This window comes from Pseudomonas sp. NPDC087814 (assembly GCF_044742865.1).
GTDB lineage: Bacteria > Pseudomonadota > Gammaproteobacteria > Pseudomonadales > Pseudomonadaceae > Aquipseudomonas.
In genome coordinates this window covers 1-26,907 of record NZ_JBIUVK010000006.1, presented here as the reverse complement: position 1 = coordinate 26,907, position 26,907 = coordinate 1, and the positions used below count along the sequence as shown (strand labels likewise).

The window sequence follows — 26,907 nt, the reverse complement described above, 5'->3', positions numbered from 1 at the left end:
CGGTTTGCACGGATTGACTGACGGTTACACTCAGGCCAATCCGGCTTCGACCAACAACGCCTCCAATCCCATCAAGTCCGGCACCCTGGCCACATGCTCCCCCACCTGCACCGCCGCCAACTCCAGCGGGCACAACGGCACGTCCACATAACTCAACTGGCTATCGAGCTTGTACGAACGCGGAATCCCCTGGATCACCAACGCAATAAACTTCAACGTCGGCCGTCCTCCGAGGGTGTTCAACACCACAATCCGCGCCCGCTCTCCCACCACGCCCGACTCGCCACACGCGGCCTCAAAGCTGATCAACGGCAACTGCCGATCCCGCCAGGTAACCTGCCGCAAATACCACGGCGGCGCATCACTGGCCGGTTCGCCGCGCTGGAAGTCGATCAGCTCGGCCACGGCGACGTTGGGCAACAACAGGTGACGGTCGGCCAATGGCAGCAGCAAGCCGGTGAGTTGAGTTGCGCGGTGATCAAGCACGGGACTTGCTCCAGTAAGCGATGCTTTCCAGCAGCACCGACTCTTGATAAGGCTTGCCGAGGTAGTCGTTGACGCCAATCGCCATCGCACGATCACGGTGTTTTTGCCCGGTGCGGGAGGTGATCATGATGATGGGCATGCGCATCAGCCGCGGGTCGTCGCGCACCTGGATGGCCACTTCGAAGCCGTCCATGCGCGGCATTTCGATGTCGAGCAGCATCAGGTCCGGGGTGTGCTCTTCCAGCACGGCCATGGCGTCGATGCCGTCCTTGGCGGTGAGCACGTTCATGCCGTTGCGCTCCAGCAGGCGGCTGGTGACTTTGCGCACGGTGACCGAGTCGTCCACCACCAGCACCAGCAGCGGGCGCTTTTTCAGCGGGTCGTTGAGGATCAACGGAGCGTCCGCCGCCTGGGCCGGCAACGCCGGTGGCCGGGCGCGGATATGCGCCATCAGGTCGATGATCAGCACCACGCGGCCATCGCCAAGGATGGTTGCGCCAGACACGCCCTTCACCCCGGCAAACTGCGGCCCGAGGCCCTTGACCACGATCTCCCGGGTGCCGGCCATGGCGTCCACTTGCACCGCCACGCGCCGTTCGTTGCATTGCACCAGCAGCACCGGCAGCGGCTGGTACTGGCCCAGCAGGTTCGGCCGGCCGACGGTGTGCAGCAGGTCGCCGAGGTAGAACAGTTCGTAGCGTTGGCCGGCGTATTCGTAGCGCGGCGGGTCCTGCTGATAGTGCCCTTCCAGCTCATGGGGCATGACCCGCACCAGGCCTTCGATGGTGTTCAGCGGGATCGCGTATTGATCGTCGGCACACTGCACCATCATCGCCCGGTTGACCGACACAGTGAACGGCAGGCGAATGCGAAAGTGCACGCCCTCTCCCGGCGTCGAGTCGATGACCATCGAGCCGCCCAGCTGGCGCACTTCTTCATGCACCACGTCCATGCCCACGCCACGCCCGGAAATCTGGGTGATTTTTTCGGCAGTGGAAAACCCCGGTTGCAGGATGAACTGCAACACGTCGCGGTCGCTGATTTCCAGGCTGGGGTCGAGCAAGCCACGCTTGATCGCCTTGCGCCGCACGGCTTCAAGCGGCACGCCGGCGCCGTCGTCGCGCATGTCGAAAACGATGTCGCCGCCTTCGTGGGTCAGGTCCAGCGTGATGCGGCCTTTCTCGGGTTTACCGGCCAGCAATCGTGCATCGCGGGATTCCAGGCCGTGGTCGACGGCGTTGCGCAGCATGTGTTCCAGCGGCGCGACCATGCGCTCCAGCACGTTGCGGTCCATCTCGCCTTCGGCATTGCCGACGATAAATTCCACGTCCTTGCCCAGCTCGCCCGCCACCTGCCGCACGATGCGTTTAAGCCGTGGCAGCATGCGTTCGAAGGGCACCATGCGCGTGCGCATCAGGCCTTCCTGCAACTCGGTGTTGATGCGCGCCTGTTGCTGCAGCAGGTTGTGGGCGTCCTGGTTGCGGCGGTCGAGGGTTTCCTTGAGGTCGAGCAGGTCGGAAGCCGATTCGAACAAGGCCCGGGACAGTTGTTGCAACTGGGAATGGCGGTCCATTTCCAGCGGGTCGAATTCTTCGTAGCCCAGGCGTTCGGCCTCGGCCTGCTGGCGGCTGAGGATGCGGCCCTGGGTCTCGGTGTCGAGGCGGCGCAGTTGATCGCGCATACGCTCGATGGTGGTTTCCACCTCGTTGAGAGCAACGCTCGCATCGTTGACCTGCTGCTCGATACGCCCACGGAAGATCGAAGTTTCACCCGCCAGGTTGACCAGGTCATCCAGCAAGTCGGCAGAGATCTTCACCATGTCGGCGGCCGGGTCGCTGGCCGGCACCGCCTCGGTTTTGGTTGCCGTCAACGCCACCGGTGCGTCCGTCACTTCAGCCGGACGCACCAGGCTCTTGATGCGCTCGATCAGCAGGTCCACCGAGCCCACCGGCATTCCCGCCGCCACCGCATCGATCATCTGCGCCAGGCGGTCGTGGCAGCCTTGCAGCAAGGCGAACAGCTCCGCCGAGGGCGCCAGCAAACCTGCCGACAAGCCCTCATAGAGAAACTCCAACTCATGGGCCAGGTCGCCAATCGGGCCGATCTCGACCATGCGAGCGCCGCCCTTGAGGGTGTGCAGGTCGCGCAGCAGTGTCTCGACTTCCTGGCGATTTTTCGGCTCGGCCTGCCAGCGCAACAGCGCGGCGCCGGAGCTGTCGAGGATGTCGGCGGCCTCTTCGAGAAAGATATCCAGCAGCTCAGGATCACTGCCCGGCGTCTCGACTTCGGCGGCCGCTGCGGGCGCCGCTTGTCCGGTGCCTTGGCGCAACTCACGCAAGTGGCTGATCAGGTCGGAGGAGTCGCTCAACGGTTGCTGGTGTTGCAGTTGCTCAAGCAACAGCGCCAGCCGCTCATGACTGGCCATCAACACATTGGCCAGCTCGCTGGAATAGCTGTAGCGACGGTCCACCAAACCTTCGTAAAGGTTTTCCAGCTCAAGGGCCAGGTCGCCCACCGCGCCGATTTCAGCCATGCGCGCGCCACCCTTGAGGGTGTGCAAATCCCGCTGCAACGATGACAGCGGCGCTGCGTTATCCGGGTCCAGCAGCCAACGCTTCAAGGACTGGCCGGCGCTGTCGAGGATGTCCACCGCTTCCTCAAGGAAGATCTCGACGATCTCGTCATCCACCGCAAAACCCTGATCGAGCTTCGCCGTAGCGGCGCCCAGCTCGGAGATGCTCAGCGCGCGGCTGCCATCGGTCTTGATCAAACCGGTGGCGGACGGGTCGAGGCCTTCATCCAGCAGCTCGCGCAGGGCGCGTACCCGGGCCGGCGCCGCGCTGATTTCCTGGCCGGCGGCCAGTTGGTCGAGCATGTTGATCAGGGCTTCGTGGGCCTGTTCGGCCTCGTGGAAGAAGCGCTCGCTGACCGCCAGGCTGCTTTCTTCCACTGCGCCGTAGAGGTCGAGCAAGGCTTCGCACAATTCGTCCATCGGGTGCAGGTCGGCGAGGTGCGCGCCTTCGCCGAGGGTGGTCAGTTCGTCCAGCAGCGCGCTCAGTTCCTGGCGTTCGCCGGGGTGCTGTTGCCAGCGGCGCAGCAGGCTTTCGGCGTCCAGCAGGATGTCCATGCCCTGGGCCAGGAAGTTGGCGATCAACTGCGGGTCGCGCTTGATCCGCAGGCCGGTGTTGGGCGCATTCAGCAAGGCGTCAAGCTGGCTGTTCAGCAGGTTTTGCGTGCGCTCGATCAGCCCTGCTGCACCATTGATGGCCGCGTGAGGGTCACTGTCCAGCTGGCGCACGCCGCGCTGGAACAACGCTTCGGCCTCCAGCAGCAATTCGATTTCATCCAGGTCCAGCGGCAGGCGGTGGGCCTTGTATTCGCGGGTCAGGTGATCCAGCGGGCGCGCCAGTTCGGCGATGGGCAACACACCGGCCATATAGGCGCTGCCTTTGAGGGTGTGCAGTGCGCGTTGCAGGTCATCACTGACTTGCAGCGGCAGGTGCTCGGTGGCCTGTTGCAGGAAGCGGTTGAGGCTGTCGAGGTGGCTCTGGGCTTCGTTGCGGAAGATTTCCAGCAACTGCGGGTCCAGGGCGGCCGGGTCTGTGGCCGACGGTTCGACACGGCTGGCCAGGGCGTGCGCCCGCGCCGCCAGTTCGTCTACGTCATCGCGCTGGCGCTGGGCATTGTCGGCAAAATCGGTGATCAGCTCCGGCAGCAATTCCAACACGTCATCCAGCACTGCTTGCACATCCGGGCCCGGCGCGACGCTGCGTTCCAGCACGCGGTTGAGCAGGTTTTCCACGGCCCAGGCCAGCTCCGCCAACACCAGGGCGCGCACCATGCGGCCACTGCCTTTCAAGGTGTGGAAGGCGCGGCGCATTTCGCTCAGGGTGGCCTTGTCTTCCAGGCTGGCGGTGCCGGCAGGCACATAGCGATGCAGCACGTCGAGGACTTCGGCGATTTCTTCGAGGAAGACTTCCCGCAGCTCATCATCGATGGCTTCTTCACCGGCGGGCGGCGGCAGCAGGCTGCCGGGACGCTGGAGTGCCGGCGGGTTGAGGCGCGATGTGGGGCTGGCCAACGCATCGGCGAGGAACGGCGTTTGCTCCGTGGGCGTATCACCCTGCTCAAGCAGTGCCTGGCGCCAGGGTTTTTCCGCCGGCAAATAGCCCAGCGCGGCCAGGCCTTCAGCGGCGACTTCCAGCACCCGTTCGCCCGGGGCGTCGTGGTCCTGGAGCATGCGTTCCAGGTAGTACTCGAGGCTGGTGAGCACATCGGCAAAATGCTCAAGCTGCGCCTCGGAAGGTGCGGCGTCGCCGACCATCAGTTGCTCGTTGACGTAGTCATTGCAGCCACGCATCAGGCTCGCCGCACGGGGCAGCGGAATCATCGCCAGCGCGCCGCGCACCTGGGTCAGCAACTCGGGCAGCGACTCCAGGCGCTGGCGGTCCCAATGGGCCTCGATGCAGTCGATCACCAGCTCTTTGGCCTGTGTCAGGCACTGGCAGGATTCGCGGATGACGAGGTGGTGGATCTGCGTCAGGTCGGTGGTAGGCAGGCGGCTTTCTTCGCGGCGTTCCGGCTCGACAGTGCCGACCATCCCGGCCAGCGTGGCCTCGACGTAGAGCAACGCACCGGCAACGTCCATCAATACCGCATCGTTGGGTTCGCGCTGCCCCTGGGCCAGGCCGAGTACCACCGCCAGTTGGTCGATGATCACTTTGCGCGGCTGGCCGAAGCCCAATACGGCGAGGGTATCGGCGATCTGCCGCAGCGGCGCCAGCAACGCCTCAAGGTCCGAGGCGTGCTGACGGTCGCTGCGTACGAACAGGTCCAGGCGTTCCTTGACCCGCACCAGCTCCTCGCACAACGCGCCGAGCACCGAGCCCATCGCGTCGCGGTCCGGGCCGGCCAGGCGGGCGCGTTCGGCGTCCACCACGGCGCTGTCGGGCAAAGCTTCATCGAGGCCATATCGTTCTTTCAAACTTTGCATCCGTGGAGTCGGTCGGGTGACTTTGGCGACGTAGAACAACAGGCTCTTGAGCAGCTCATCCGGGGCCGGGGTGTTGATGCCGTTGATGCCCTGGATCAGCAGGCGCTTGAGTGGCTTGTCGCAGGCCTTGAGCAAACTGCGCAACGCCGGGCTGTTGGCAACCACGCCAATGAGCATGCCTTCCACCAGCGCCGAGGTGACCTGCCACAACGGTAACAGCGGCGCACCATGGCACAGGGCTTCGAGGCGGGCGAAGACCCGCGCCATGTCTTCCAGGTTGCTGGGGCCGTGGTCTTCGCGCAGCAAACCGACCAGCGCCTGTTGCAGCATCTGCCGCCACTGGCGCAGCAGCTCGGGGAAATCCTCTGGCGTGCGCTGGGCCAGGGCGTCTTCGGGCAGCGGCGGGATCACCAGCAGTTGCGGGCTGAACAGGCTGGTTTCCGAGAGCAGGCTTTCGCCGCGCACGCTGCGCAGGTCGTTGAGCAGCGGCAGCACTACCAGGGGCAGGTCGCGCCGGGCGCTGTGTACGCGGTCGAGGTACAGCGGCAGTTGGCCAAGGCCCTGTTGCAGCAGGCGAATGCCTTCGTCGCGCTGGCTGACGCGCGCGCCTTGCAGGGCGAGGGCCAGTTGTTCCATTTCTTCAGCGAACAGGGCCGCGCCGTAGAACTCGACCATCAACAGGCTGCCATGCACCTGATGGATGCATTCCAGGCACTGGCCGATGGCCTCGCTGCTGCTTTCTTCAACATAGGCGTCCAGCGCCGAGCGGGCCTGTTTCAGGGTTTCGGCAATTTCGCCCTTGACCCATTCGAGGGCCACGTAGTCGTGCCGATCAACCATAACCGCTCCCGTCTGAATTCATGAGTTGCTGGTAGTGCTGGGTCATGCGTACACCGATCTCAAAACAAAGGAGATCAACTGTGGGAGCGGGCTTGCTCGCGAATGCGGTGGGTCAGACAAAGCGTCGGCGACTGACACACCGCATTCGCGAGCAAGCCCGCTCCCACATTTGCTTTTCGGTGTTTTCGAGGGCGCATTTCACTCATCCACCCGCTTCGCCGCCGGCAAGGTGAACCCCGACACCGACCGCCGCAACTGACTGGCCATTTTTGCCAGGTTGCCGATGCTCTCGGCAGTGGCCGTAGAGCCCGACGAAGTCTGAGTGGTGATCTGCTGGATCACGTTCATCGTCAGGGAAATCTGCCCCGCCGACGACGTCTGCTGCTGCGCCGCGTTGGAGATACTCTGGATCAGCGCCGCCAGGGTTTTCGACACGCCTTCAATCTCTTCCAGCGCAACCCCGGCGTCCTGGGCCAGCCGCGCACCGCGCACCACTTCGGTGGTGGTCTGCTCCATGGAAATCACGGCTTCGTTGGTATCCGTCTGGATCGCCCGCACCAGGGTTTCGATCTGCCGCGTCGCCGCCGAAGAACGCTCAGCCAGGCGCTGTACCTCATCGGCTACTACCGCAAAACCACGCCCGGCATCACCGGCCATGCTCGCCTGGATCGCGGCGTTGAGCGCGAGGATGTTGGTCTGCTCGGCGATGTCATCGATCAGGCTGACGATGTCGCCAATTTCCTGGGACGATTCCCCCAGGCGCTTGATGCGCTTGGCGGTGTCCTGGATCTGTTCGCGGATGTTGTCCATGCCGTGGATGGTGTTGTGCACCACCTCGTTGCCCTTGTTGGCAATCTCTACCGAACGCTCGGCCACTGCCGAAGATTCGGCGGCGTTGGCCGACACCTGGTCGATGGACTGGGCCATCTGGTTGATCGCCGTGGACGCTTCGGCAATCTGCTGTGCCTGATGCTCCGACGCTTGGGCCAGGTGCATGGCGGTGGCCTGGGTGTCCTGCACCGCACCAGCCACCTGGCCGGCAGTGAGGTTGATGGTGGCCACCAGGTCGCGCAGTTGGTCCACGGAATAGTTGATGGAGTCGGCGATGGTGCCGGTGAAGTCTTCGGTGACCGAGGCGGTGACGGTCAGGTCGCCGTCGGCCAAGTCTTCAATCTCATCCAGCAGGCGCATGATCGCGTTCTGGTTGCGCTCGTTCTTCTCGGCGGTTTCCCGCAACTGGCGGTTGGTCTCGCGGACCATCACCAGGCCGATCAGGATGATCGAGGCCAGCGCCAGCAAGCCCAGCACGTAGCCGCCGATGGTGTCGAAAGTGCGCCCGTCCGCCAGGTTTTCAAAGCCGGTGGCCAGGTGCGAGGCTTCGTCCAGCAGGGTTTGCGACAGGTTGAAGATATTGCTCGCCGAGGCGCGCACCTGGAACAGCTGCGGCGAGGTCTCGAGGATTTCGTCCACGGAACCGGAGACGAATTCGAACAGCTCGGAAATCTCCGCCAACCGGGCGCGGGCGTCGTGGTCTTCAACCTGGGTGATGCGCAGCCCGGGATTGCCGTTGAGCATGCCACTGAGCACCACGCCGAAACGGCTGGCATCGCGGCCAAAGGCATCGGCGGCCTGCACGGCAGTCTCGTCCCCCGCCAGCACGGTGTTTACCGCCCCCAGGATGCGTTCGGCCAGCAATGACTGGCGCTGGGCCAACGCTACCTGGCTGGCCGGTGCGCCGCGTTGCAGCAGAATATCGACAACCTTTTCCGACTCCATCTGCAACTGCGGAACGGTTTCCGCCAGGGTCGCGGCCACTTGATGCAGCGACAGCACCGTTTGCTCGCTGGCCAGAATCGCATCGGCGTTTTTCAGCAGCGCTTCCCAGTCGGTCTGCACGGCGCGCATTTCTGCACGCACGGCGGTGGGTGCAGCGGGCAGGCCGGTGGCCGGGTCGCCTTTTTTCAGGTAACCCCAGCGCTGGGCAAAATCGTTGCGTGCATCCCCCAGCAGCTTGAACGCCGCCGCCTTGCCGGCGGCAGCCTCGGTGGCGTTCTTGGCGATGCGCTGGGACAGCACCCGCAGCTCACCGGCGTGGCCGATGTACTGTTTGTCGTAGGTAGACTGGGTGTTGAGGTACGCGAAGTTGGCGAACAGCAGCATGATGAACACGATCAGCGCGATAAACAGCACGATGATCTGCGAGCGGCTGCGGGAGGCTTCCTGGGGTTTGACCGGGGTGACGGTACTCATGCGGCGACATCCATGAAACCTGGAGCCTGGGCCAGGGCGAAGGGGCTGAAGACCTGCCACAGCTGGTCGCCGTCGAACTGGCCCTGGATAAACGGCGCGCCGCCTGCGGTGCTCGTCGACAACGCGTCTTGTGCGAAATGCTGCATGCCCACCACCTCGTCCACCAACAGGCCGACAAACACGTCCTGATACTCCACCACCAGCACCCGCCGTTGTTTGCGCGCCACCGACAGCTCAAGGCCAAGGAAACCGCCCAGGTCCATCACCGGCAGCAAGCGCCCGCGCAGGTTGGCCACGCCCTTGATCCACGGCTTGACCCCGGGCATCAAGGTACAGCGCGGTTCGTGCAGCACTTCCGCCACCTCGCCCATGGGCGCCACGTACCAGTGTTCGCCCAGGCGAAACCCGATCCCGCTCCAGCTGAGCAGCCGGGTTTCCTGGGACGGCAGGTCGGCAGCCAGCAAGCGGCAGCGGCGGTCGATGTCCAGCAGCAGCTCGAAGGCGGTTTGCGACTCGGTCATGGGAACGTGCCGTCAGCCGGCCAGCACCTTGTTCAGGGTGGCGATCAGGGTTTCTTCGTCTACCGGCTTGGTCAGGTAATCCTTGGCGCCCTGGCGCTCGCCCCAGATCTTGTCGGTTTCCTGATCCTTGGTGGTGATGATGATCACCGGGATGTGGCTGGTCTCGGCATCCTTGGTCAACTGACGAGTGGCCTGGAAGCCATTGAGGCCCGGCATCACGATATCCATCAGCACCGCATCCGGCTTTTCCTGACGGGCCAGCGCAACGCCATCGCCGCCGTTCTGGGCCTTGAGGACGGTGTGACCGTGCTTTTCGAGCATTTCGGTCAGTTTGTACATTTCAGTCGGCGAATCGTCGACGATCAGAACACGTGCCATGGTTTTCCCCACTTATCTAGTAGACGCAAGCCCTCGTGGGGCCCCCGTCAGTGTGCTTGTTCTACTGCGGCGAAGCCCGGTACATAGGCCTTGATCGCGCTCAGCAGTTCTTCCTTGCTGAAAGGCTTGGTCAAAAACTGATCAGAGCCAACGATGCGCCCCTTGGCCTTGTCGAACAGACCATCCTTGGAGGACAGCATGATTACCGGGATCGACTTGAACGCCGGGTTGTTCTTCACCAGCGCGCAGGTCTGATAGCCATCCAGGCGCGGCATCATGATGTCGACAAAGATAATGTGTGGATGATGGTCAACAATCTTGGCCAGGGCATCGAAACCGTCGATGGCCGTGATGACGTCGCACCCTACGTTCTTCAACAGTGTTTCGGCCGTGCGGCGAATCGTTTTCGAATCGTCGATCACCATCACTTTCAAGGCGTTGGAATGCTGTTCCATATCTGCTCTACCATCGCCACAGCGAATAGGTTTTCGGTGTGTACTGCCTGATGTTGCACAGGACGAGCGCCAAAAGCCTCGGAATTCAAGGGCTGATGTGCCATGGCAGCCTTTTTAGCACAGTCTCAGAACGCAATCTATCGGCCGACCCGCGTGGTGGTTTTTCCTTGACCCACAACAGCCGCAGCGCCACTCTGACGCCACTTTTATGCGCCCTTATTTGCTAGAGGAAATCCCCCATGAGCGTTCGCGTCGGCATTGTCATGGACCCTATCGCCAGCATTTCCTATAAAAAGGACAGCTCGCTGGCCATGCTGCTGGCCGCCCAGGCCCGCGGCTGGAGCCTGTTCTATATGGAGCAGCCGGACCTTTACCAGGGCGACGGTGAAGCGCGGGCGCGGATGCGTCCCCTGCAGGTGTTTGCCAACCCCGAGAAGTGGTTCGAGCTGCAAGACGAAATCGACAGCCCCCTGAGCGACCTCGACGTGATCCTGATGCGCAAGGATCCGCCGTTCGACATGGAGTTCGTCTACTCCACCTACCTGCTGGAGCAGGCCGAGCGCGCGGGCGTGCTGATCGTCAACAAGCCCCAGAGCCTGCGCGACTGCAATGAAAAGCTGTTCGCCACGCTGTTCCCGCAGTGCACGCCGCCGACCGTGGTCAGCCGCCGCGCCGATGTGCTGCGCGAATTCGCCGCCAAGCACGGCGATGTGATCCTCAAGCCGCTGGACGGCATGGGCGGTACCTCGATCTTCCGCCACCGCGCCGGCGACCCGAACCTGTCGGTGATCCTGGAGACCCTGACTGCGCTGGGCACCCAGCAGATCATGGGCCAGGCCTACATTCCGGCGATCAAGGACGGCGACAAGCGCATCCTGATGATCGACGGCGAGCCGGTGCCTTACTGCCTGGCGCGCATTCCGGCCGCCGGCGAGACCCGCGGCAACCTGGCCGCCGGTGGCCGGGGTGAAGCCCGCCCGCTGACGGACAAGGATCGCTGGATTGCAGCCCAAGTCGGCCCGACCCTGCGCGAAAAAGGCCTGCTGTTCGTAGGACTGGACGTAATCGGCGAGAACCTCACCGAAATCAACGTCACCAGCCCGACCTGTATTCGCGAGATCGACAACGCATTTGGCACGAACATCGGCGAAATGCTGATGGCTGCGATTGCCGCCAAGCTACAAGCCAAGTGACATAGAACAGCCGGACACAAACCAACATTGCGTTATCATGCGCCACCTGTGAAACGCGCGATGTTGGTTTTCTTGTCATGACGCTCCCGTCCGATCTGCCCCCCGAACTCTCCCACAGCGGCGTGCGCCCGGCTGATCGGCTCGGATTTACCCTGTTTCTGGCGGCGTTGATTCACCTGGCGTTGATCCTCGGCCTGGGTTTCACCTTTGCCGAACCCAGGCAGATCACCAAGACCCTGGAAATCACCCTCGCCACGTTCAAAAGCGAAAAGAAGCCCGAAAAGGCCGACTTTCTCGCCCAGGACAATCAGCAAGGCAGCGGCACCCTCGACAAGAAGGCCGTGCCCAAGACCACTGAAGTCGCGCCATTCCAGGACAACAAGGTCAATAAGGTCACGCCACCGCCGGCGCCCAAGCCGGAGGTGAAACAGGCCGCACCCAAGGCGGCGGTCACCACCGTGGCGCCCAAGCCGCAAAAAGCCCCGACCCAGCGCGAAAAGGCCAAGACCGAACCCACGCCGGCCCCGCCGGCCCCGACTTTTGACAGCTCGCAACTCTCCAGTGAGATCTCCAGCCTGGAAGCCGAACTGGCCCACGAACAACAGCTGTACGCCAAGCGCCCGCGGATCTACCGCCTCAACGCCGCCTCCACCATGCGCGACAAAGGCGCCTGGTATAAGGATGAGTGGCGCAAGAAGGTCGAGCGCATCGGCAACCTGAACTACCCGGACGAAGCCCGTCGCCAGCAGATCTACGGCAATTTGCGACTGCTGGTGTCGATCAACCGCGACGGCACCTTGTACGAGGTGCAGGTGCTGGAGTCCTCCGGCCAACCGCTGCTGGACCAGGCAGCGCAACGCATCGTGCGCCTGGCGGCGCCTTTTGCGCCGTTTACCGGGGACCTGAACGACATCGACCGCCTGGAAATCATTCGCACCTGGCGCTTTGCCAAGGGTGATCGGCTGTCGAGCAATTGATGCTGGCGGTGATTTCCTGCGCATCCTCAGCTTGTCAGTTCGCCCCTCCAACGCCACACTAGCGGACATGAAAAATGTCAGCCCGACCTACCTCAAGCACCAATTCCTGATCGCCATGCCCCATATGGCCGACCCGAACTTTGCGCAGACCTTGACCTACATCGTCGAGCACACCGCCAATGGTGCGATGGGGTTGGTGGTCAACCGCCCGCAAGACCTGAACCTGGCCGATATCCTCGAGCAACTGCGCCCGGACATCGACCCACCCGCCAGCTGCCAGCACGTACCGATCTACATCGGCGGGCCGGTGCAGACGGACCGGGGTTTTGTGCTGCACCCCACCGGGCCGAAATTCCAGGCGACCGTGGACCTTGAAGGGTTGTCCCTGTCCACGTCCCAGGACGTCCTGTTCGCGATTGCCGACGGCGTGGGGCCTGATCAAAGTGTGATCACCCTCGGCTACGCCGGCTGGGAAGCCGGGCAACTGGAGGCGGAGCTGGCGAGCAATGCCTGGCTGACCTGCCCGTTCGATGCCGACATCCTGTTCAACACCCCCAGCGAACTGCGCCTGGAAGCGGCCGCCGCCAAGCTGCGGATCAACCTCAGCCTGCTGACCAGCCAGGCGGGGCACGCCTGATGGCCTTGCGTCTGATCCTCGGTTTCGACTACGGCACCAAACAGATCGGCGTCGCCGTCGGCCAGGTGATTACCGGCCAGGCCCGCGAGCTGTGCACCCTGAAGGCCCAGAACGGCGTGCCGGACTGGAACCAGGTCGAAGCCCTGATCAAGGAGTGGAAGCCCGACGCCGTGGTGGTCGGCCTGCCGCTGAACATGGACGGCACCCCGAGCGAGATGTGCCTGCGGGCCGAAAAGTTCGCCCGCCGCCTGAACGGCCGCTACAACCTGCCCTTCTATACCCACGACGAACGCCTGACCACGTTCGAAGCCAAGGGCGAGCGCCGTGACCGTGGCGGGCAGAAAGGCAGTTACCGCGACAACCCGGTGGATGCCATCGCCGCGGCCCTGCTGTTGCAGGGCTGGCTGGATGAAAACACCGCTTTATTTGAATCCTGACTGACGCGGCTTGCCGCGTCTTCTTACGTTTGAGCCCGGACCTTGCCTGCGCGAGGCCTAGAAGGAGCACCCATGAGCCTGCCCAATCCCGCCGACCTGATCAGCCAGATGGCGATCCGCCTCAAGGCGCACCTGGAACACCGTGCCATCAGCGAGCCGCGCTTTATCGGCATCCGCACCGGTGGCGTGTGGGTGGCCCAGGCGCTGCTGGAAGAACTGGGCAGCGACTCGCCCCTGGGCACCCTGGACGTGTCTTTCTATCGTGACGACTTCAGCCAGAACGGCCTGCACCCGCAAGTGCGCCCCTCGGCCCTGCCCTTCGAGATCGAAGGCCAGCACCTGGTGCTGATCGATGACGTGCTGATGAGCGGTCGCACCATACGTGCCGCGATGAACGAACTGTTCGACTACGGCCGCCCGGCCAGCGTGACCCTGGTCTGCCTGCTGGACCTGGACGCCGGCGAATTGCCGATCAGCCCGGACGTGGTCGGCGCCACCCTGTCCCTGGAAGCCCACCAGCGGGTAAAATTGTCCGGTCCCACGCCGCTCGAACTCGAACTGCAAGACCTTGCCCTTTAAACCGCCTTGTAAAGAGTCCCCGCGATGACGCCTCTAGATGCCAAGCGCCCGCTGCAGCTCAATGCTCAGGGCCAGCTGCAACACTTCCTGTCCCTCGACGGCTTGCCCCGCGAACTGCTCACCGAAATCCTCGACACGGCCGACTCGTTTCTCGAAGTCGGCGGCCGGGCGGTGAAGAAAGTCCCGTTGCTGCGCGGCAAGACCATCTGCAACGTGTTCTTCGAGAACTCGACCCGCACCCGCACCACCTTTGAACTGGCGGCCCAACGCCTGTCGGCTGACGTGATCACGCTGAACGTGTCCACCTCGTCGGCGAGCAAGGGCGAAACCCTGCTCGACACCCTGCGCAACCTGGAAGCCATGGCCGCCGACATGTTCGTGGTGCGCCACGGCGATTCCGGTGCTGCGCACTTCATCGCCGAGCACGTGTGCCCGAATGTGGCGATCATCAACGGCGGCGACGGCCGTCACGCCCACCCGACCCAGGGCATGCTCGACATGCTGACCATCCGGCGGCACAAGGGCAGCTTTGAAAACCTCTCGGTGGCCATTGTCGGCGACATCCTGCACTCGCGGGTTGCGCGCTCGAACATGCTGGCCCTGAAAACCCTGGGTTGCCCGGACATCCGCGTGATCGCCCCCAAGACCCTGCTGCCGATCGGTATCGAGCAGTACGGCGTGAAGGTCTACACCGACATGGCCGAAGGCCTGAAGGATGTGGACGTGGTGATCATGCTGCGCTTGCAGCGCGAGCGTATGGCGGGCGGCCTGCTGCCGAGCGAAGGCGAGTTCTATCGCCTGTTCGGCCTGACCACCGCACGCCTGGCCGGCGCCAAGCCGGACGCCATCGTGATGCACCCGGGGCCAATCAACCGTGGCGTGGAGATTGAGTCGGCGGTGGCCGATGGCGCGCAGTCGGTGATTCTCAACCAGGTCACGTACGGCATCGCCATCCGCATGGCGGTGTTGTCCATGGCCATGAGCGGGCAAACCGCGCAACGTCAATTCGAGCAGGAGAACGCCCAGTGAAGCTCAGCATTCTCGGCGCCCGAGTCATCGATCCGGCCAGCGGCCTGGATCAAGTCACCGATCTACACCTGGAAGCCGGCAAGATCATTGCCATCGGCGCCGCACCCGCAGGCTTCAGCGCCAGCGAAACTATCGACGCCAAAGGCCTGATCGCCGCGCCTGGCCTGGTTGACCTGAACGTCGCCCTGCGTGAGCCGGGCTACAGCCGCAAGGGCAACATCACCAGCGAAACCCGCGCCGCCGCTGCCGGTGGCGTGACCAGCCTGTGCTGCCCGCCCCACACCAAACCGGTGCTGGACACCTCGGCGGTGACCGAACTGATCCTCGACCGCGCCCGCGAAGCCGGCAACTGCAAAGTGTTCCCCATCGGCGCCCTGAGCAAAGGCCTGGACGGCGAACAACTGGCCGAACTGATCGCCCTGCGCGACGCAGGCTGCGTGGCCTTCGGCAACGGCCTGGAGAGCTTTCGCAGCACCCGCACCCTGTGCCGTGCGCTGGAATATGCGGCGACTTTCGACCTGACCGTGATTTTCCACTCCCAGGACCGTGACCTGGCCGAAGGCGGCCTGGCCCACGAAGGCGCCACCGCGAGCTTCCTCGGCCTGCCGGGCATCCCGGAAACCGCCGAGACCGTGGCCCTGGCCCGCGACCTGCTGCTGGTGGAACAAAGCGGCGTACGCGCGCACTTCAGCCAGCTGACCAGCGCTCGCGGCGTGGCCCTGATCGCTCAGGCCCAAGCCCGCGGATTGCCGGTGACGGCGGATGTGGCGCTGTATCAGCTGATTCTGACGGATGAGGCGCTGATCGACTTCTCCAGCCTGTATCACGTGCAGCCGCCACTGCGTACCCGCGCTGACCGTGACGGTTTGCGGGCGGCGGTGAAGTCCGGGGTGGTTTCGGCGATCTCCAGCCATCACCAGCCCCACGAGCGGGATGCCAAGCTGGCGCCGTTCGGCGCGACGGAGCCAGGCATCAGCAGCGTCGAGCTGTTGCTGCCGCTGGCAATGACGTTGGTGGAAGATGGTTTGCTGGACCTGCCGACCCTGCTGGCGCGTCTCAGTGCGGGCCCTGCCGAGGCGCTGCGCCTGCCGGCGGGCAAGCTGGCGGTGGGCTCGGCGGCGGACCTGGTGCTGTTTGATCCGGCCAGCTCCACGATTGCCGGGGAACACTGGCTGTCCAAGGGTGAAAACTGCCCATTCATCGGCCATAGCCTGCCGGCGACTGTGCGGTACACCTTGGTGGATGGGCGGATCAGCTACCAGGCTTAAATCCAATCCAGAGTGGGCACAGTAAATGTGGGAGCGGGCTTGCTCGCGAAAGCGGTGGGTCAGTCAATAGAGATGTCGACTGACACATCGCATTCGCGAGCAAGCCCGCTCCCACATTTGGATCTTCACAAATCTTAACGGCCGCCGTTGCGCTCGGCATTGCGGATCGAAATCTGCGTATTCAGCGTCCAGAAGTCATACAGCACCCCGATCAGGAACAAGCCCCCGGTCAGCAGGTAAATGATCCCGCTGATCCATTTGCCCTGATACATGCGGTGCAAACCGAACACACCCAGGAACGCCAACAGAATCCAGGCCACGTTGTACTCGATCGGCCCGGCGGTAAATCGCAGGTCCGCTTCGCGGTCCATTGCCGGAATCAGGAACAAGTCGATCAACCAGCCAATCCCGAACAAACCGAAGGTGAAAAACCAGATCGTCCCGGTCACCGGCTTGCCGTAATAAAAGCGGTGAGCACCGGTAAAACCGAAAATCCAAAGCAGGTAGCCGATCACCTTGCTGTGGGTGTCTTGTTGCGAAACATCCTGTCGATAGGTGTTCATGGAGTACCTCTTTAGCCTCGATAGATAAATATTTCTGGTTTCTTTGTGACTTTTTTACGGGCGCCCGACATGCGGCAAATGGTATCTTCGCTTCCCTCAAAGCCTTATACCGCCTGACTTGTGTAGGACAATCGCGGCAATTCGTCACGGTTTTCCTGAGTTTGACCCCAGGGTTCAGTCGACAAACGGCCTTAGCACGACACAAAAAGCTGTTATAAAGTTGCGCGCAAACCAAAAAGAGCCACGCCTAATGCGACCATTTTTCAAGACATGGCTAACCATTTGCCTATTAATGCCACTGGCCGCCCACGCCACCAATCGTGAGCAACGACTTCCCAACGTTAACGGTTTCACCCCTAAAGTTCACGCCACCACCAGCTCCGCCAAATCGGTAAAGCTGACCGTGAAGCGCCCGACTCAACTGAGCAAGGCCCACGGTAATGCGGCGCCAGGGCTGATGGCCGTCAACACCAAGCAAAGCAGCAACGTCCTCAGCCGTGCCGTCAACGTGCTCGGTACTCCTTATCGTTGGGGCGGCAGCAGCCCAAGTAAAGGGTTCGACTGCAGTGGTTTGGTGAAATATGCGTTTAACGACGTAAAAGCCGTGGATTTGCCGCGCACTTCCAACGCCATGGCCGCCGGCCACGGGCTGAAGGTTGAGCGCAAGGATTTGAAACCGGGTGACCTGCTGTTCTTCAAACTGAAGAGCCGCCAGGTGAACCACGTTGCCATCTACCTGGGCAACGACCGTTTCATCCACGCACCGCGTCGTGGCAAGTCCGTGAGCATCGATACGCTGAAGAAGCCGTTCTGGGACAAGAACTACGTGATTGCCAAGCGTGTCCTGCCTAAAGAACAGAACAACCTGCGGATTGTGCAGCGCTGATTGATCGTTCCCACGCTCTGCGTGGGAATGCCTCACTGGACGCTCCGCGTCCGCTCCTGTGACGCAGAGCGTCACGGGCTGCGTTCCCACGCGGAGCGTGGGAACGATCATGATCTTAAATGTCCCCAGGCACCCTCGCCTTCTCCCGGGCATGTTCCCGGCTGATCAGCCCCTGGCTGACCAACGCCTTCAAACTCATGTCCAGCGTCGTCATCCCCAGCGCCCCGCCGGTCTGAATCGCCGAATACATCTGCGCCACCTTGTCCTCGCGGATCAAATTACGAATCGCCGGTGTGCCGAGCATGATTTCGTGAGCCGCCACCCGCCCGCCGCCGACCTTCTTCACCAGCACCTGAGAGACCACCGCCTGCAATGACTCCGAGAGCATCGAGCGGATCATGGCCTTTTCCCCCGCCGGAAACACATCCACCACCCGGTCCACGGTTTTAGCCGCCGACGTGGTGTGCAGCGTGCCGAACACCAGATGCCCGGTTTCCGCCGCCGTCAGCGCGAGCCGAATGGTTTCCAGATCGCGTAACTCGCCCACCAGGATCACATCCGGGTCCTCCCGCAATGCCGAACGCAGGGCCGCCGAGAAACTGTGGGTATCGCGATGCACCTGTCGCTGGTTGATCAGGGCATTTTTCGGTTGGTGGATAAACTCGATCGGGTCTTCAAGGGTGAGGATGTGCTGGCGACGATGGGTGTTGAGGTAGTCGATCATCGCTGCCAGGGTGGTGGACTTGCCGGAACCGGTCGGCCCGGTGACCAGCACCAGCCCCCGGGGCAAGTCTGCGATGCGCCGGAACACCTCGCCCGACCCCAGGTGTTCCAGGCTCTGCACGGTTGAGGGGATGGTACGAAACACCGCGCCCATGCCCCGGTGCTGCTGGAACACATTCACCCGAAACCGCGCCACCTCGGGCAACTCGAAGGCAAAATCCGTTTCAAGAGATGTTTCGAAATCCTTTTGCTGGTGATTGTTCAGCAAAGGGCTGAGCAACGCCGCCACTTGCACCGGCGCAAGTACAGGCCAATCGAGTGGCCAGACCTCGCCATCCACTCGCAGCATCGGCGCCAACCCCGCCGACAGATGCAGGTCCGAGGCCCGCAGGCGTACGCCGGCGGCCAGCAGTTCAGTGATATCCATAGGGCTTTCCATTTCCAGTAGAATGCCGCGGACTCCATATCCACGGGCGCAACTTGAATGTCGACCATAGCAGACAACATCGGCCTGGTTTCCGAGCGGATCCGGGCAGCCGCCGAGGCCGCGCAGCGCGACGCAGGCAGCGTGCACCTGCTGGCCGTGAGCAAGACCAAACCCGCACAGGCCGTGCGCGAAGCCTATGCCGCCGGGATGCGTGACTTTGGCGAGAACTATCTGCAGGAAGCCCTGGGCAAACAGGCCGAATTAACCGACCTGCCCTTGAGTTGGCACTTCATCGGCCCCATTCAATCGAACAAGACTCGTGCGATCGCCGAGAACTTCGCCTGGGTGCATTCCGTGGACCGCCTGAAAATCGCACAACGCCTGTCCGAACAACGCCCGGCTGACCTGCCGCCGCTGAATATCTGCATCCAGGTCAACGTCAGTGGCGAAGCCAGCAAGTCCGGCTGTACACCCGCCGACCTGCCCGCCCTGGCCGAAGCCATCAGCGCCCTGCCGCGCCTGAAGCTGCGCGGCCTGATGGCGATTCCCGAGCCGACCGACGACCGTGCAGAGCAAGACGCAGCCTTCGCCACCGTGCGCGACCTGCAAGCGAGCCTCGACCTGGGGCTCGACACACTTTCCATGGGCATGAGCCATGACCTTGAGTCGGCCATCGCCCAAGGGGCCACCTGGGTGCGGATCGGTACCGCCCTGTTTGGTGCCCGCGACTATGGCCAGCCTTGAAATGGCTGACTTCCATCTGAGTAAGGACCTGTCATGAGCAACACGCGTATTGCCTTTATCGGCGCCGGCAACATGGCGGCCAGCCTGATCGGCGGCCTGCGGGCCAAGGGCCTGGAAGCACAACAGATTCGCGCCAGCGACCCGGGCGCCGACACGCGCGCCCGCGTCAGCGCCGAGCACGGCATCGAAACCTTCGCCGACAACGCACAAGCGATCGAAGGCGTTGACGTGGTGGTACTGGCGGTCAAGCCGCAGGCCATGAAAGCCGTGTGCGAAAGCCTGCGGCCTAGCCTCAAGCCCCATCAACTGGTGGTGTCCATCGCCGCCGGCATCACCTGTGCCAGCATGAACAACTGGCTCGGCGCCCAGCCGATTGTGCGCTGCATGCCCAACACCCCGGCGCTGCTGCGCAAAGGTGTGAGCGGCTTGTACGCCACGTCCGAAGTCACTGCCCAACAGCGCGACCAGGCACAAGAGCTGCTGTCCGCCGTAGGTCTCGCCGTGTGGCTGGAACAAGAGCAGCAACTGGACGCCGTCACCGCCGTCTCCGGCAGTGGCCCGGCGTATTTCTTCCTGCTGATCGAGGCCATGACCGCCGCTGGCGTGAAACTCGGCCTGCCGCAGGAAGTCGCCGAGCAATTGGCCGAGCAGACCGCACTGGGCGCCGCGCAGATGGCCGTGACCAGCGATGTCGACGCGGCCGAGCTGCGCCGTCGCGTGACCTCGCCCGGCGGCACGACCCAGGCGGCAATCGAATCGTTCCAGGCCGGGGGCTTTGAAGCCCTGGTGGAAAAAGCACTGGGTGCCGCAGCACATCGTTCGGCTGAAATGGCCGAGCAGCTGGGCAAATAGTCGTCCCCCACATAGGAATCAAACATGCTCGGAATCAATGACGCTGCCATTTTCATCATCCAGACCCTAGGCAGCCTGTACCTGCTGATCGTGCTGATGCGTTTTATCCTGCAACTGGTGCGGGCGAACTTCTACAACCCGCTGTGCCAGTTCGTGGTAAAGGCCACGCAGCCGCTGCTCAAGCCTCTGCGCCGGGTGATCCCGAGCCTGTTCGGCCTGGACATGTCGTCGCTGGTATTGGCGCTGCTGCTGCAGATCCTGCTGTTCGCGGTCATCCTGCTGCTCAATGGCTATCAGGCCACCACACTGCTGTTGCTGCCGTGGGCCTTGATCGGGATCTTCTCGCTGTTCCTGAAGATCATTTTCTGGTCGATGATCATCAGCGTGATCCTGTCCTGGGTCGCTCCGGGCAGCCGCAGCCCGGGTGCCGAACTGGTGGCACAGATCACTGAGCCGGTGCTGGCACCGTTCCGTCGCCTGGTACCTAACCTGGGTGGCCTGGATATCTCGCCGATCTTCGCGTTTATCGCGATCCAGCTGCTGCAAAGCTGGGTGATTCCACGTTTGGCGTTCTACGCATTCATGCCCAAAGAACTGTTCGGTCTGATCTGACAACAATGTGGCGAGGGAGCTTGCTCCCGCTGGGCTGCGCAGCAGCCCCAAAACGGCCGACCGCGTTGCATCTGCGAAATCGCGGCAACCGGACCGGGACCGCTTCGCGCTCCAGCGGGAGCAAGCTCCCTCGCCACAAAAAGCCTTAAAAACACCAGCCGCAGGCCTTTGCTTGCCGCTGGGTGCAGCGGTCTTTAGACTTACGCCTCATTTAAACGAGAGCAGGGTCGATGCCAACTGCCTTCCCCCCCGATTCTGTTGGACTGGTCGTGCCCCAAGTGGCGCACTTCAGCGAACCGCTGGCCCTGGCCTGCGGCCGTTCGCTGCCCGCCTACGACCTGATCTATGAAACCTACGGCCAACTGAACGCCACGGCCAGCAATGCCGTGCTGATCTGCCACGCTCTGTCCGGCCACCACCACGCTGCGGGTTTCCACAGCATGGACGAGCGCAAGCCCGGCTGGTGGGACAGCTGCATCGGCCCCGGCAAGCCCATCGACACCAACAAGTTCTTCGTGGTCAGCCTGAACAACCTCGGCGGCTGCAACGGCTCCACCGGCCCCAGCAGCCTCAACCCGGAAACCGGCAAGCCGTTTGGCGCCGATTTCCCGGTGCTGACCGTGGAAGACTGGGTGCACAGCCAGACGCGCCTGGCCGACGTTCTGGGCATCGCCCAATGGGCCGCCGTGATCGGCGGCAGCCTGGGCGGCATGCAGGCCCTGCAATGGACCATCACCTACCCGGACCGCGTGCGCCATTGCCTGGCCATCGCCTCGGCCCCCAAGCTGTCGGCGCAGAACATCGCCTTCAACGAAGTGGCGCGCCAGGCGATCCTCACCGACCCCGAGTTCCACGGCGGTTCGTTCCAGGAAGCGGGCGTGATCCCCAAGCGCGGGCTGATGCTCGCGCGCATGGTCGGGCACATCACCTACCTGTCGGATGACTCCATGGGCGAGAAATTCGGCCGTGGCCTCAAGAGCGAGAAGCTCAACTACGACTTCCACAGCGTCGAATTCCAGGTCGAGAGCTACCTGCGTTATCAAGGCGAGGAGTTTTCCGGGCGTTTCGACGCCAACACCTACCTGCTGATGACCAAGGCCCTGGACTACTTCGACCCGGCGGCGAATTTCGACGATGACCTGGCGCGCACCTTCGAGGCGGCCACCGCAAAGTTCTGCGTGATGTCGTTCACCACCGACTGGCGCTTCTCCCCGGCCCGCTCGCGGGAATTGGTGGATGCGCTGATGGCCGCCAAGAAAGACGTCTGCTACCTGGAGATCGACGCACCGCAAGGCCACGACGCCTTCCTGATCCCGATCCCGCGTTACTTGCAGGCTTTTAGCAATTACATGAACCGAATAGCACTGTGAGAACGCCATGAGAGCCGACCTGGAAATCATCCAAGACTGGATCCCCGCCGGCAGCCGCGTGCTCGACTTGGGTTGCGGCGATGGCGAACTGCTGAGCTGGCTGCGCGACAACAAGCAAGTCACCGGCTATGGCCTGGAAAACGACCCGGACAACATCGCCCAGTGCGTGGCCAAGGGCATCAACGTGATCGAGCAGGACCTGGACAAGGGCCTCGGCAACTTTGCCAGCAACAGCTTCGACATCGTGGTCATGACCCAGGCCCTGCAAGCCGTGCACTACCCGGACCGGATCCTCGACGAAATGTTGCGCGTCGGCCGCCAGTGCATCATTACTTTCCCCAATTTCGGCCACTGGCGCTGCCGCTGGTACCTGGCCACCAAGGGCCGCATGCCGGTGTCGGACTTCCTGCCGTACACCTGGTACAACACGCCCAACATCCACTTCTGCACCTTTGAAGACTTCGAAGCGCTGTGCGGCGAGCGCGAAGCCAAAGTCATCAACCGCCTTGCCGTCGATCAACAGCATCGTCACGGCTGGGCGAGTAAGCTATGGCCCAACCTGCTGGGTGAGATCGGGATCTACCGGGTCAGCAGCCCGGGCCTGACGGACCACCAGATTGCCGTCTAACCATTTTCAAGGAGGACGATCATGAGTCGCCTGGCTGTTTTTCTACTCACCGCGTGCCTGAGCGTCAGCGCTATGGCGGCGGATGTTATCGATGGTAATCGTCAGAAAGAATTCGGCGATATCACGGTGCACTACAACACCCTGACCACCAGCTTCCTGACGCCGGAAATGGCTCAGGAAGCCGGGATCGTACGCAGCAAAGAGCTGGGCATGATCAATGTGTTCGTAAACAAGGGCGTCGAATCGATAGACGCCACCGTTACCGGCACAATCAAGGATCTGGGCGGCAAGAGCGAGATGCTGACGTTCAAGAAAATCACCCAGAAAGGTTCTACGCTTTACGTCGCCCAGTACCCGGTGCCGCAGCAGGAAACCAAGATTTTCACCATCAACGTTGAAACCGGTGGCAAAGCCCACGGTTTCAGTTTCAACCAGGAACTGTTTCCGGCGCAATGATGAACCTTACTCAACTCGTACTGGCCAGCCATAACGCCGGCAAGCTCAAAGAACTCCAGGCCATGCTCGGCGACTCGGTGCAACTGCGCTCGATTGGCGAGTTCAGCCAGGTAGAGCCGGAAGAGACCGGCCTGTCGTTTGTCGAGAACGCCATCCTCAAGGCCCGCAACGCCGCGCGTATTTCCGGCCTGCCGGCACTGGCTGACGATTCGGGCCTGGCCGTGGACTTCCTGGGCGGCGCGCCTGGCATCTACTCGGCACGTTACGCCGACGGTAAAGGCGATGCGGCCAACAACGCCAAGCTGCTGGACGCCCTCAAGGACGTGCCCGACGCGATGCGCGGCGCGCAGTTCGTCTGCGTGCTGGCCCTGGTGCGTCACGCCGATGATCCATTGCCGATCCTCTGTGAAGGCCTGTGGCACGGGCGCATCCTGCACGCGGCCAGCGGCGAGCACGGTTTCGGTTATGACCCGCTGTTCTGGGTGCCGGAGCGCAATGTCTCCAGCGCCGAATTGAGCCCGGCCGACAAGAACCAGATCAGCCACCGCGCCCGCGCAATGGATTTGCTGCGCCAGCGCCTGGGCCTGAAATGACTCAGAACACCTCCGCGCAGCCACTGATTCTCGGTGGCACGCAAACACCTCGGGCGGCCCTGCCTCACCTGCCGCCCCTGGCGCTGTATATCCACATCCCGTGGTGCGTGCGCAAATGCCCCTATTGCGACTTCAACTCCCACACCGCCAGCAAGGTGCTGCCAGAGGAAGAGTACGTCGACGCGTTGCTGGCCGACCTCGATCAGGACCTGCACGCGGTGTATGGCCGTGAGCTGAGTTCGATCTTTTTCGGCGGCGGCACCCCAAGCCTGTTCAGCGCCGTTGCCCTGGGCCGGTTGCTCAAGGGCGTGGAAGCGCGCATCCCGTTTGCCGGCGATATCGAGATCACCCTGGAAGCCAACCCCGGTACCTTCGAGCAAGAGAAGTTCGTGGCGTACCGCAAGCTGGGGATCAATCGGCTGTCGATTGGCATCCAGAGTTTCCAGCAGGAAAAACTCGAAGCCCTGGGCCGCATCCACAACGGTGACGAAGCCGTGCGTGCCGCCGGCATGGCGCGCCAGGCCGGGTTCGACAACTTCAACCTGGACTTGATGCACGGTTTGCCCGATCAGTCCCTGGAGGACGCCCTGGGCGACCTGCGCCAGGCCATTGCCCTCAAGCCCACGCATCTGTCCTGGTATCAACTGACCCTGGAACCCAACACCGTGTTCTGGAACCAGCCGCCCGTGCTGCCGGAAGACGACACCCTGTGGGACATCCAGGAAGCCGGCCAGGCGTTGCTCGCCGAACACGGTTACGCCCAGTACGAAGTCTCGGCCTACGCCCAACCGGGCCGGCCGGCGCGGCATAACCTGAACTACTGGAGCTTTGGCGATTTTATCGGCATCGGCGCCGGTGCCCACGGCAAGCTCAGCCATCCGGATGGGCGCATCGTGCGCACCTGGAAAACCCGGGCACCGAAGGACTACCTCAACCCGGCGAAAAACTACCAGGCCGGCGCGAAAGAACTGACCAACGAAGAGTTACCGTTCGAGTTCCTGATGAACGCCCTGCGCCTCACCGACGGCGTCGAAGCCAGGCTTTACGCCGAGCGTACCGGCCTCGAACTGGCCAGCCTCGATGAAGCTCGCCGCGAGGCAGAACAAAGTGGCCTGATGCAGGTCGAACCGTCACGCCTGGCGGCCACCGACCGCGGGCAACTCTTTCTCAATGACCTGCTGCAGAAGTTTTTGAGCTGATTGCTCTTAAGGAAATCAAATGGATCTGGTACTCGACCTGCTCGCCACCGTATCCCGCTGGAGCCGTAGCAACCTGTCGGAAATCTCCCTGGCGTTGGTAGGCTGCCTGCTGGTGCTGTTTGGCGCCGACATCAAGGGCTGGGTCGAAGCACGGCTGGGCAGCATCGCGGGTGCGCTGCGCGTGCCGCTGATGGCGCTGGTGTGCATGATCGGCAGCGGTGCTGCGCTGATCTATGCCACGCCGTGGATTGTTCGCGGGTTGAGCCAGTTCAACAACTACAGCCTGGCGCCGGTGTTGTTGGTGGTGCTGGTGTTGATTGGGGTGGTGGCGGATCGCCGCTGACCTTAAGCGCGGCACAAAACAAATGTGGGAGCGGGCTTGCTCGCGAATGCGGTGTGTCAGTCAGCGTAAATGTCGACTGATCTACCGCATTCGCGAGCAAGCCCGCTCCCACATTTTTTACTGCATTTCAAGCCTGGGACTTATCAGTCCACTTTCTCGAACTTCAAATCCCAAACCCCATGCCCGAGTCGCTCGCCGCGACGTTCGAACTTGGTGATCGGCCGCTCGGCCGGGCGCGGGACGCATTTGCCATCTTCCGCCAGGTTGCGGTAGCCAGGGGCGACGTTCATTACTTCCAGCATGTACTCGGCATACGGTTCCCAGTCGGTGGCCATGTGCAGGATGCCGCCCACTTTCAGCTTGCTGCGCACCAGTTCCGCGAAGGAAGCCTGGACGATGCGGCGCTTGTGGTGGCGGCTCTTGTGCCATGGGTCGGGGAAGAACAGCATCAGGCGGTCGAGGCTGTTGTCGGCGATGCAGCGGTTGAGCACTTCGATCGCGTCGCAGTCGTAGACCCGCAGGTTGGTCAGGCCCTGAGTCAGCACGCCGTTCAGCAGCGCACCAACACCCGGACGGTGTACTTCAACCCCGATAAAATCCTGCTCCGGCGAAGCCGCGGCCATTTCCAGCAGGGAATGGCCCATGCCGAAGCCAATCTCCAGGGAGCGTGGTGCCGAGCGGCCAAACACCTGGTCGTAATCCACCGGCGCGTCTGCCAGCGGCAGGACGAACAGCGGCGTGCCCTGCTCCAGGCCCTTTTGCTGCCCCTCGGTCATGCGACCGGCGCGCATCACAAAACTCTTGATGCGGCGGTGCTTGGACTCGTCGCCTTCTTCCAGGGTGTTCGGCGTTTCGTTTGATTCAGTCATCAATGGCTCTTACTTGATCAGACCATCCAGCGGCGAGGAGGCGCTGGCGTAAAGTTTTTTCGGCATGCGCCCGGCGAGGTACGCCAGGCGGCCGGCGACAATTGCGTGGTTCATGGCTTCAGCCATCAGGACCGGCTGCTGCGCATGGGCGATGGCCGAGTTCATCAGCACCGCATCGCAACCCAGTTCCATGGCGATGGTGGCGTCGGAGGCAGTGCCCACGCCCGCATCCACCAGTACCGGGATCCTGGCTTCCTCGAGGATGATCTGCAGGTTGTACGGATTGCAGATGCCCAGGCCGGAACCGATCAGGCCGGCCAGCGGCATCACCGCGATGCAGCCGATTTCCGCCAATTGACGGGCAATGATCGGGTCATCACTGGTGTAGACCATCACGTCGAAGCCTTCCTTGACCAGGGTTTCGGCGGCCTTGAGGGTTTCGATCACGTTGGGGAACAGGGTTTTCTGGTCGGCCAGCACTTCCAGCTTCACCAGGTTGTGGCCGTCGAGCAGCTCACGGGCCTGGCGGCAGGTGCGGAGTTCTTATTTGGAGTCGTATGAATCGTGTGTGTTCTGATGTTATGTTTTGCGTTCTGTTT

26 protein-coding genes and 1 pseudogene are annotated in these 26,907 nt (G+C 62.7%); 17 read left to right on the top strand and 10 right to left on the bottom strand.

Annotation, left to right across the window (positions count from 1 at the left end; all coding sequences use genetic code 11):
* Positions 1–30: 30 nt before the first annotated feature.
* From ACIOMR_RS07205 to pilG, 6 genes are all read right to left on the bottom strand, one after another.
* On the bottom strand, positions 31–486 hold the full coding sequence (locus ACIOMR_RS07205; RefSeq protein WP_003213725.1) for a chemotaxis protein CheW: 456 nt from the start codon (positions 484–486) through the stop codon (positions 31–33).
* Positions 479–6,319 carry an Hpt domain-containing protein gene (locus ACIOMR_RS07200; protein WP_401193126.1) on the bottom strand — a complete coding sequence of 1,947 codons (5,841 nt, stop codon included), beginning with the start codon at positions 6,317–6,319 and terminating at the stop codon, positions 479–481. Before ACIOMR_RS07200 ends, ACIOMR_RS07205 begins: the two co-directional genes overlap by 8 nt.
* 198 nt (positions 6,320–6,517) lie before the next feature.
* Positions 6,518–8,569, bottom strand: coding sequence for a methyl-accepting chemotaxis protein (locus ACIOMR_RS07195; RefSeq protein WP_003213729.1), 2,052 nt, complete (start codon positions 8,567–8,569; stop codon positions 6,518–6,520).
* Complete coding sequence (locus ACIOMR_RS07190; protein WP_003213731.1) at positions 8,566–9,090, bottom strand: chemotaxis protein CheW; 525 nt, start codon at positions 9,088–9,090, stop codon at positions 8,566–8,568. Before ACIOMR_RS07190 ends, ACIOMR_RS07195 begins: the two co-directional genes overlap by 4 nt.
* 12 nt (positions 9,091–9,102) lie before the next feature.
* The gene (gene pilH, locus ACIOMR_RS07185; protein ID WP_003213734.1) at positions 9,103–9,468 is read right to left on the bottom strand and encodes a twitching motility response regulator PilH; all 366 of its coding nucleotides are present in this window, start codon (positions 9,466–9,468) and stop codon (positions 9,103–9,105) included.
* A gap of 47 nt (positions 9,469–9,515) precedes the next feature.
* Entirely contained in the window at positions 9,516–9,923 is a 408-nt protein-coding gene (gene pilG, locus ACIOMR_RS07180) for a twitching motility response regulator PilG (RefSeq protein WP_003213736.1), read from the bottom strand.
* 239 nt (positions 9,924–10,162) lie between these two features.
* Here pilG and gshB point away from each other — a divergent pair, with 239 nt between their 5' ends.
* From gshB to ACIOMR_RS07145, 7 genes are all read left to right on the top strand, one after another.
* Entirely contained in the window at positions 10,163–11,116 is a 954-nt protein-coding gene (gene gshB, locus ACIOMR_RS07175; protein WP_003213738.1) for a glutathione synthase, read from the top strand.
* 77 nt (positions 11,117–11,193) lie between these two features.
* Positions 11,194–12,093, top strand: coding sequence for an energy transducer TonB (locus ACIOMR_RS07170; RefSeq protein WP_214499861.1), 900 nt, complete (start codon positions 11,194–11,196; stop codon positions 12,091–12,093).
* Between the two features lie 67 nt (positions 12,094–12,160).
* On the top strand, positions 12,161–12,730 hold the full coding sequence (locus ACIOMR_RS07165) for a YqgE/AlgH family protein (protein ID WP_003213742.1): 570 nt from the start codon (positions 12,161–12,163) through the stop codon (positions 12,728–12,730).
* Positions 12,730–13,167, top strand: a complete 438-nt coding sequence (gene ruvX / locus ACIOMR_RS07160; protein ID WP_003213744.1) for a Holliday junction resolvase RuvX — start codon at positions 12,730–12,732, stop codon at positions 13,165–13,167. Before ACIOMR_RS07165 ends, ruvX begins: the two co-directional genes overlap by 1 nt.
* 72 nt (positions 13,168–13,239) lie before the next feature.
* Positions 13,240–13,746: a bifunctional pyr operon transcriptional regulator/uracil phosphoribosyltransferase PyrR gene (gene pyrR / locus ACIOMR_RS07155; protein ID WP_003213746.1), complete on the top strand. Its 507-nt coding sequence runs from the start codon at positions 13,240–13,242 to the stop codon at positions 13,744–13,746.
* Between the two features lie 24 nt (positions 13,747–13,770).
* Entirely contained in the window at positions 13,771–14,775 is a 1,005-nt protein-coding gene (locus ACIOMR_RS07150) for an aspartate carbamoyltransferase catalytic subunit (RefSeq protein WP_003213748.1), read from the top strand.
* Positions 14,772–16,043, top strand: coding sequence for a dihydroorotase (locus ACIOMR_RS07145; protein ID WP_003213750.1), 1,272 nt, complete (start codon positions 14,772–14,774; stop codon positions 16,041–16,043). Before ACIOMR_RS07150 ends, ACIOMR_RS07145 begins: the two co-directional genes overlap by 4 nt.
* A gap of 134 nt (positions 16,044–16,177) precedes the next feature.
* Here the strand turns inward: ACIOMR_RS07145 and ACIOMR_RS07140 are convergent, their stop codons facing one another.
* Positions 16,178–16,606: a TM2 domain-containing protein gene (locus ACIOMR_RS07140; protein ID WP_003213752.1), complete on the bottom strand. Its 429-nt coding sequence runs from the start codon at positions 16,604–16,606 to the stop codon at positions 16,178–16,180.
* Positions 16,607–16,856: 250 nt separating this feature from the next.
* Between ACIOMR_RS07140 and ACIOMR_RS07135 the strand changes: the two genes are divergently transcribed.
* Positions 16,857–17,492, top strand: coding sequence for a C40 family peptidase (locus ACIOMR_RS07135; RefSeq protein ID WP_023659314.1), 636 nt, complete (start codon positions 16,857–16,859; stop codon positions 17,490–17,492).
* A gap of 115 nt (positions 17,493–17,607) precedes the next feature.
* Here ACIOMR_RS07135 and ACIOMR_RS07130 read toward each other — a convergent pair whose 3' ends face one another.
* The gene (locus tag ACIOMR_RS07130; protein WP_401193115.1) at positions 17,608–18,642 is read right to left on the bottom strand and encodes a type IV pilus twitching motility protein PilT; all 1,035 of its coding nucleotides are present in this window, start codon (positions 18,640–18,642) and stop codon (positions 17,608–17,610) included.
* A 57-nt stretch (positions 18,643–18,699) separates the two neighbouring features.
* Between ACIOMR_RS07130 and ACIOMR_RS07125 the strand changes: the two genes are divergently transcribed.
* The 9 genes from ACIOMR_RS07125 (at position 18,700) to ACIOMR_RS07085 (ending at position 25,439) form a co-directional block, all read left to right on the top strand.
* Complete coding sequence (locus tag ACIOMR_RS07125) at positions 18,700–19,386, top strand: YggS family pyridoxal phosphate-dependent enzyme (protein WP_008434154.1); 687 nt, start codon at positions 18,700–18,702, stop codon at positions 19,384–19,386.
* A gap of 33 nt (positions 19,387–19,419) precedes the next feature.
* A complete protein-coding gene (proC, locus tag ACIOMR_RS07120; protein ID WP_177054919.1) occupies positions 19,420–20,238 on the top strand; it encodes a pyrroline-5-carboxylate reductase in 819 nt (272 codons plus the stop codon).
* A 24-nt stretch (positions 20,239–20,262) separates the two neighbouring features.
* Positions 20,263–20,850, top strand: a complete 588-nt coding sequence (locus tag ACIOMR_RS07115; protein ID WP_003213764.1) for a YggT family protein — start codon at positions 20,263–20,265, stop codon at positions 20,848–20,850.
* A 230-nt stretch (positions 20,851–21,080) separates the two neighbouring features.
* Positions 21,081–22,220 carry a homoserine O-acetyltransferase gene (locus ACIOMR_RS07110; RefSeq protein ID WP_401193111.1) on the top strand — a complete coding sequence of 380 codons (1,140 nt, stop codon included), beginning with the start codon at positions 21,081–21,083 and terminating at the stop codon, positions 22,218–22,220.
* Between the two features lie 7 nt (positions 22,221–22,227).
* Complete coding sequence (metW, locus tag ACIOMR_RS07105) at positions 22,228–22,848, top strand: methionine biosynthesis protein MetW (RefSeq protein WP_003213768.1); 621 nt, start codon at positions 22,228–22,230, stop codon at positions 22,846–22,848.
* Between the two features lie 21 nt (positions 22,849–22,869).
* Positions 22,870–23,304 carry a DUF4426 domain-containing protein gene (locus ACIOMR_RS07100; protein WP_003213770.1) on the top strand — a complete coding sequence of 145 codons (435 nt, stop codon included), beginning with the start codon at positions 22,870–22,872 and terminating at the stop codon, positions 23,302–23,304.
* The gene (gene rdgB, locus ACIOMR_RS07095) at positions 23,301–23,897 is read left to right on the top strand and encodes an RdgB/HAM1 family non-canonical purine NTP pyrophosphatase (protein ID WP_008434161.1); all 597 of its coding nucleotides are present in this window, start codon (positions 23,301–23,303) and stop codon (positions 23,895–23,897) included. Before ACIOMR_RS07100 ends, rdgB begins: the two co-directional genes overlap by 4 nt.
* On the top strand, positions 23,894–25,096 hold the full coding sequence (hemW, locus tag ACIOMR_RS07090; RefSeq protein WP_401193106.1) for a radical SAM family heme chaperone HemW: 1,203 nt from the start codon (positions 23,894–23,896) through the stop codon (positions 25,094–25,096). Before rdgB ends, hemW begins: the two co-directional genes overlap by 4 nt.
* A 19-nt stretch (positions 25,097–25,115) precedes the next feature.
* Positions 25,116–25,439: a DUF3392 domain-containing protein gene (locus tag ACIOMR_RS07085; RefSeq protein ID WP_003213776.1), complete on the top strand. Its 324-nt coding sequence runs from the start codon at positions 25,116–25,118 to the stop codon at positions 25,437–25,439.
* 143 nt (positions 25,440–25,582) lie between these two features.
* Here ACIOMR_RS07085 and trmB read toward each other — a convergent pair whose 3' ends face one another.
* Positions 25,583–26,308, bottom strand: coding sequence for a tRNA (guanosine(46)-N7)-methyltransferase TrmB (gene trmB, locus ACIOMR_RS07080; protein ID WP_003213778.1), 726 nt, complete (start codon positions 26,306–26,308; stop codon positions 25,583–25,585).
* Between the two features lie 9 nt (positions 26,309–26,317).
* Positions 26,318–26,848 (bottom strand): annotated as a pseudogene (locus ACIOMR_RS07075) (thiazole synthase); the annotation flags it as partial.
* Positions 26,849–26,907 lie beyond the last annotated feature (59 nt).